This is a genomic window from Vibrio sp. D173a (assembly GCF_030248475.1).
The window spans coordinates 1-1,655 of the sequence record NZ_JAHGAH010000323.1; the positions used below are offsets into that span (position 1 = coordinate 1).

Here is a 1,655-nt window from a genome sequence, read left to right on the forward strand (position 1 = left end):
TAAATCCAATAGAGCGGCTTTGGAAAGTAATGAATGAGCATGTGAGGAACAATGTCTATTTTCCCTCCAAAGCAGCATTCACCTCTGCTATCAAAACGTTTTTTGATGTGACGCTACCAGAAGTTGCAGGCTCACTTGTATCCAGAATTACGGATAATTTTCAGATATCGAAGCCTGCATCTTCAAGTTGAACGGGTATAGAGCCAAATTTCTTAACTAGAAATTTACGTTATTGTCATCAGAAATGTCAGCATAGGGACCATACATCTCAGCCCCTAACAAACTTTGAAGCAAAACCTTCCTAGAATTATCACGTGAAATAGCAAATTGAGAATAACGTTTTCTGTCTGCAAACCGCTTAGCAAGGCTTCCAACTCTGCTGAACTATCAACTTCACCAAGAAATCGAACATCAAAAAGCGACTTAAATATATGTTTTTCAATAATTAATTTCGGTTGAAAGTTGTCGTTTTTTAGAAAATGTATTCTGAACTGAAGGGGCCAACATTGACTGCTGGTAGCGCGTAATAGAGCTAGCTTTTGTGGTTATGGTCGTATCTGTGCTTTAGAAAAGCTAAGCTAACCATGAAAACTCTAACGAGCGCCAAGCGCTCAGCTGAGCATCATGCGCCAGAGGGCGCAATACTAATTGAGATTAAAGATTTAATGGATCAGATGCCAAGTCGAATGACGCTTGATGGTAGCTAGGTAGACAGCTGTGACGGCTGACGTTGGCTAGCAATCATGATTCGTTTTTCGTAGTAGCCTTTGACACAGTTTGGCTTGTTTGTCTGATAAGGCTTGCTCACGATTAAGTTGATCTCGTAAACCTGTCAGTATGTCTCGGTCCAAGTTGCTCAATTTTTCGGAATATAAGAGGAGTGTCGTATTGATAAGCTCAGAGAGGTTTCGTGAACTCATAGTCCCTACTCCTTATCCCACTCTTTTTGCTCTTCAATCTCTTCTATACGTTTGCGAACCGTCATGGTTTTCAACTCTTCTGGTATCCGCTTAATCCCTTTCGGATTAATACTAAATTGCTTTTTTGTCGGTTTAGGTAACTTGCTCATATATCATCTTATTTTTGGTGGTTTACTGAATTCCGCACCGCGCTCATATTGGCTATGAAATCAACAATGAGACTACACAAGTCAGAATATAAACGGGCAACAGTAATTCAATGGTTTTTCTAAATGAGATAGACACGGATTGAACCAACGATTGCAGAAAACTGAGATTCAGGCTTTTAAAAATGTAGCGATACTAAGCAAAGTAAATTTAGGTGATTTTATTCAGGTTAGAATAAAGTCATTTCAATTCATTATTTCTTATTGATGTATCTTTCCGCATTTGCAAAAATTTTATCGCATGCTTTTTTCTGCGATAAATACTCTGATGAACCTTCAGTCATAGAATCGAGAATGCCTTTCGCTTCTTGATATTCTTTTACCATCGAAGAAAATCGTTCTTCGAAGTTGTTTTTCTGGATTTTCTTGCTTGATTTTCTTACTAGTTTTTTCATGTTACTTCTTATCTTATCGAACCCAACATTTATTTTATTCGTATTTCTAATCTTCGGAATCTTCGGAATCTTCGGAATCTTCGGAATCTTCGGAATCTTCGGAATCTTTGTTAAACATAATGTAAAAAAGTGTC

At 37.8% G+C, this 1,655-nt stretch carries 3 protein-coding genes and 1 pseudogene; 2 read left to right on the forward strand and 2 right to left on the reverse strand.

Features of this window, described 5'->3' with window-relative positions; genetic code table 11:
• Positions 1 to 191, forward strand: a pseudogene (locus KIV40_RS25135) (IS630 family transposase); the annotation flags it as partial.
• Between the two features lie 393 nt (positions 192 to 584).
• Positions 585 to 707, forward strand: a complete 123-nt coding sequence (locus tag KIV40_RS25140) for a hypothetical protein (RefSeq protein WP_012126713.1) — start codon at positions 585 to 587, stop codon at positions 705 to 707.
• A gap of 218 nt (positions 708 to 925) precedes the next feature.
• Here KIV40_RS25140 and KIV40_RS25145 read toward each other — a convergent pair whose 3' ends face one another.
• Both KIV40_RS25145 and KIV40_RS25150 read right to left on the reverse strand, forming a co-directional pair.
• Complete coding sequence (locus KIV40_RS25145) at positions 926 to 1,069, reverse strand: hypothetical protein (RefSeq protein ID WP_012126711.1); 144 nt, start codon at positions 1,067 to 1,069, stop codon at positions 926 to 928.
• Positions 1,070 to 1,320: 251 nt separating this feature from the next.
• Positions 1,321 to 1,521, reverse strand: a complete 201-nt coding sequence (locus KIV40_RS25150; protein WP_012126710.1) for a hypothetical protein — start codon at positions 1,519 to 1,521, stop codon at positions 1,321 to 1,323.
• Between the last annotated feature and the right edge of the window lie 134 nt (positions 1,522 to 1,655).